This window comes from Nostoc sp. CHAB 5836, from assembly GCF_020829445.1.
GTDB lineage: Bacteria > Cyanobacteriota > Cyanobacteriia > Cyanobacteriales > Nostocaceae > Nostoc.
Genome location: NZ_JAIVFV010000331.1, coordinates 1 through 3,353, shown reverse-complemented (window position 1 = coordinate 3,353; position 3,353 = coordinate 1). Strand labels below are relative to the sequence as shown.

Sequence of the window (3,353 nt, the reverse complement as noted above, 5' to 3'; positions counted from 1 at the left end):
ATGAGAGTGGGGAAACAGGGTAGAATTTTCCCCCTCATCTTTGACTCTGGTGGGAGCATCCCAAATGTGCAAAAACCTTGATAGCCCTCCTGACAATTTAGGTCATCTGGAAAACCTCACTTCTATTCCCCTCTCCGAAGCAAAGCTACGGTGTATACACAAGTGACTTATTTTGCTGAAAGCGCTCTCAGACCTAACAAGAACAGCCCCAACCCTACTAGCGTTGGGGAGCCAATCTTCAAAGCCCCTCTCCGCTTCGGAGAGGGGTTTGGGGAGAGGTCTACCGACTTGTGTATACACGTTAGCCGAAGCAAAGAGGGATTAGAGGAAAGGTTCTTCCAGGATTACTGTATTGGTGTTCTAGCCTTGCGAACGAACGCTACTTTTAATTAAACGGTGGAAAAGGCGGCAAGGCCACAAAAAAGCTCCACAGATACTTACTGAAGCGATGGCTACCACAACTCGCCAACTCGAACTTGGCGGAGTTGCAGACTCTGAAGGATGAGCTTGTGTACTTTTAGCTAGTTCCGGCACTGAATGAGATAGCTGACTGGCTGTACTGACCCCTTCAATCGCTGCTCCAATTAGATAAGCTACCAGGGCAATTACTAGCCAGTGATTCATAATATTCCACTGTTTGAACTCTGAGCGTATGCTTGGCAATGAGCAATCATTTGATTTCTCGTGCTAATGATTGCTCATTGCCCTAAAGATAATCGGCCTTCAGCTGTATCACGAATTAGGGGCAGTTTAGATTTTATGTAAGTATTGAGGGTGCTATCTGCCTGGGCATCAAGCCCTTGCTTCGCTTTTAATTGCTGGAGGAGCAACTGTACTAAAGCAGCATCGTCAAACTGGAGCAGAGTGCTGACCTGGGTAGATTCGATTACAGCCCAGAGCTGTTGCATCATTTTGGCAGTGACCATGAGTCTGTAACCTCTTAAGCTTTTCTTTATATTTACACAGATTTGGAATTTGTGGTTAGTTTTTATCTGAAGATTTATAAAGATGTAGCCTGAGAAAGAGAATACGGATAATTTGTATTGACGCTGCGCACAGTCGCTAACACTGCACTGAAGTAATTAAGTTTTGTAACGAACATTTAGTCCCTGCCACAAAAGTTGTCGCTTGTTAGTGGGACTATGAGAGATTTTTGCCCCCCTTTTTTAAGGGGGGTTGGGGGGATCAAAAGCCTGTGAAGCAACTCTAGAAAACTTGTGTATACACCGTAGCCGAAAAAAGGGGGGGAACCGGAATCAAAGTCCCATTTTTTAACGGGAGTCACTGCTTTAACTGGCGGTTTTCTCCATGAGCAAGTGGCATGAATTTAGAGGGATTTAGAACTTTTGATAACCACAATACGACTTTTGAAACATCCTCTTAATTACGAACTTGTACTGAGCGTAGCCGAAGTATTACGAACTTGTACTGCCCTTCGACTACGCTCAGGAACCGCGTAGCCGAAGTATTACGAATTATTCGGTGATTGGGTACTTGTGCTAGAAGTTTATTGTGAAACTCTTGCGCAAGCTCCTTCCTGACCAGGAGGATCGGCAAAAATTGCTAAAGTGTGATATTCAGGATTATCTGTTCCATATATCACTCGAAAAGTATACAACTTGTTTTTACCTTGCGCTTCGGTAACAACTGTTAAAAGTGTATTGTTCGTGTTAGCAAGTCCAGGAATATTCAGTTTTTCAATTCGTCTTAGTTGAATTACATTTGCTCCTGAGTTTTTACAATCTCCTGCACTACTATTAGGTTCTTGGCCAAACTGCATACATACCGGGCCATCAAAATCTATAGTTACCTGTGATGGGTCATTTAACCAAACTTTTTTAATTACTTCTCCAGTGGGAATAAAGCTTAAGTTTGTTCCTTGTTGATACCAAACGTCGATCGTAGGTATTAGTCCCCCTAAACCCTGTGCTTGGCACGAAAATACGGAACGCAGAACGGCGTTATTAGCTACAGCGCGACCTACCAACAAGAACATAGCAACCGAGAAAATTAAGGAAGCTATAGGTAGGAAACAATAATTCTTTGGTGTATTTCCTGACAATTTAGTATTATTTTTCATGGTTGCAAATGGGAAGATTGGTAGATAGAACGGGAGAAGATGGGAAAGATGGAAATAAAACTAATTACCAATTACCATTACCCAATGTCAAATCTAAAATTGGTATAAATCCACCTCCTAAAACTAGATTGGTTGATTAACGTATATTTCAACAGTTGTGCCGGCTCGCATAAACCAAAGATTAGTTGGTTGTGACATTTGGGCGATCGCCTGTTGATTACGTTGGGCAATTTGGGGTACTACAGAGTTGAAACCACCTTCCACAATCCCGGCTGCAAGGTTGCGTCTGTTCTCAGTGACAGTAGCATAACCAGTAATGTAGCCGTTGTTGGGATTGGGGGGAGGGGTGTTTTCACCGCCGCCATCAGTATTGGCGATGTTAGTGCCGCCATATAAAGGCAGGAGTTTAGTATCAGGACGATTTATTAACTCTGCCGCTTTACCAAGACCTCCCAAAACGAATAGTCCTATATCCATTGATGCGATGGACGAACTTTGACCAGGAAATCTACTTGCCATTAAAGGTTTACCTTCGGTACCACGAATAGTAATTGCATTGTTGGGTAAACTTCGTTCTGTAACGTTGCCATCATTTTGCGAGATCAGTTTAACTACGTTCATCTGCAAAAAACCTTGTTCGGAAATGGAACGAATTTGAGCTAACAATTCGGTGTTTGCAGGTATAACGGGAGTACCATCCTTATCTTTTAAAGGGTCTTGCAATTTGATCACAAATACGGTTTTGTTTTCGTCTGCGTCATTACCACCGTTTGACCTAGTAGTTTCCCCGAATACGGCTGTCGCCAAAACAGCTCTTGCACTACTCCCGACTGCTAAGGATTTCAGTCTCGGATCTTGCGCTTGACTGACCGGAGTTTGATCAGGATTGGGGTTGGGTGTCTGTTCTGGCGGCGGATTGTTTGCAGGTTCAGAAGCAGATGCGATGTTATTAGGTTGATCTGTAGTATTTACTTGACCGTAGCTACCTAACTTTGCTAATCTTACCCACTCTTCAAATGGGCTTGGTGGAGTCGGTGGAGTTCTATCGACTACGGGTTGAGTGTTTGGCTTGACAGCTGGTACTTGGGGTGATGGCAAAGGTTGAGAAGCAGGTACTCTAACGATGCGCTCAACTATGACTCTCGGAGGTACATAAGGTGTTGGTGTTGGTATCACTTTTGGTGTATCTCTGGAAGAAACTGACGGTTTTTGTAAAGCTACTGTCGGCGTTGATTTGGCAATTCTGAGCTGTTGTTGGGCGGCTTTCACCATC

General features: G+C 43.6%; 4 protein-coding genes. All 4 read right to left on the bottom strand.

The annotated features are described in order from the left end of the window. Positions 1 to 360: 360 nt before the first annotated feature. Positions 361 to 624: a hypothetical protein gene (locus tag LC605_RS31885; protein WP_229551383.1), complete on the bottom strand. Its 264-nt coding sequence runs from the start codon at positions 622 to 624 to the stop codon at positions 361 to 363. Between the two features lie 74 nt (positions 625 to 698). After that, the gene (locus LC605_RS31880; protein ID WP_229551382.1) at positions 699 to 926 is read right to left on the bottom strand and encodes a hypothetical protein; all 228 of its coding nucleotides are present in this window, start codon (positions 924 to 926) and stop codon (positions 699 to 701) included. A 581-nt stretch (positions 927 to 1,507) separates the two neighbouring features. Continuing rightward, a complete protein-coding gene (locus tag LC605_RS31875) occupies positions 1,508 to 2,080 on the bottom strand; it encodes a hypothetical protein (protein ID WP_229551381.1) in 573 nt (190 codons plus the stop codon). A gap of 123 nt (positions 2,081 to 2,203) precedes the next feature. Next, positions 2,204 to 3,353: TrbI/VirB10 family protein (locus LC605_RS31870; RefSeq protein WP_229551380.1), on the bottom strand; the 1,150-nt coding region annotated here is incomplete at its 5' end.

Bases quoted from the DNA above. Each gene is read 5' to 3' on its own strand.
- LC605_RS31885 (WP_229551383.1), bottom strand. From the start codon at position 624: ATGAATCACTGGCTAGTAATTGCCCTGGTAGCTTATCTAATTGGAGCA.
- LC605_RS31880 (WP_229551382.1), bottom strand. From the start codon at position 926: ATGGTCACTGCCAAAATGATGCAACAGCTCTGGGCTGTAATCGAATCT.
- LC605_RS31875 (WP_229551381.1), bottom strand. From the start codon at position 2,080: ATGAAAAATAATACTAAATTGTCAGGAAATACACCAAAGAATTATTGT.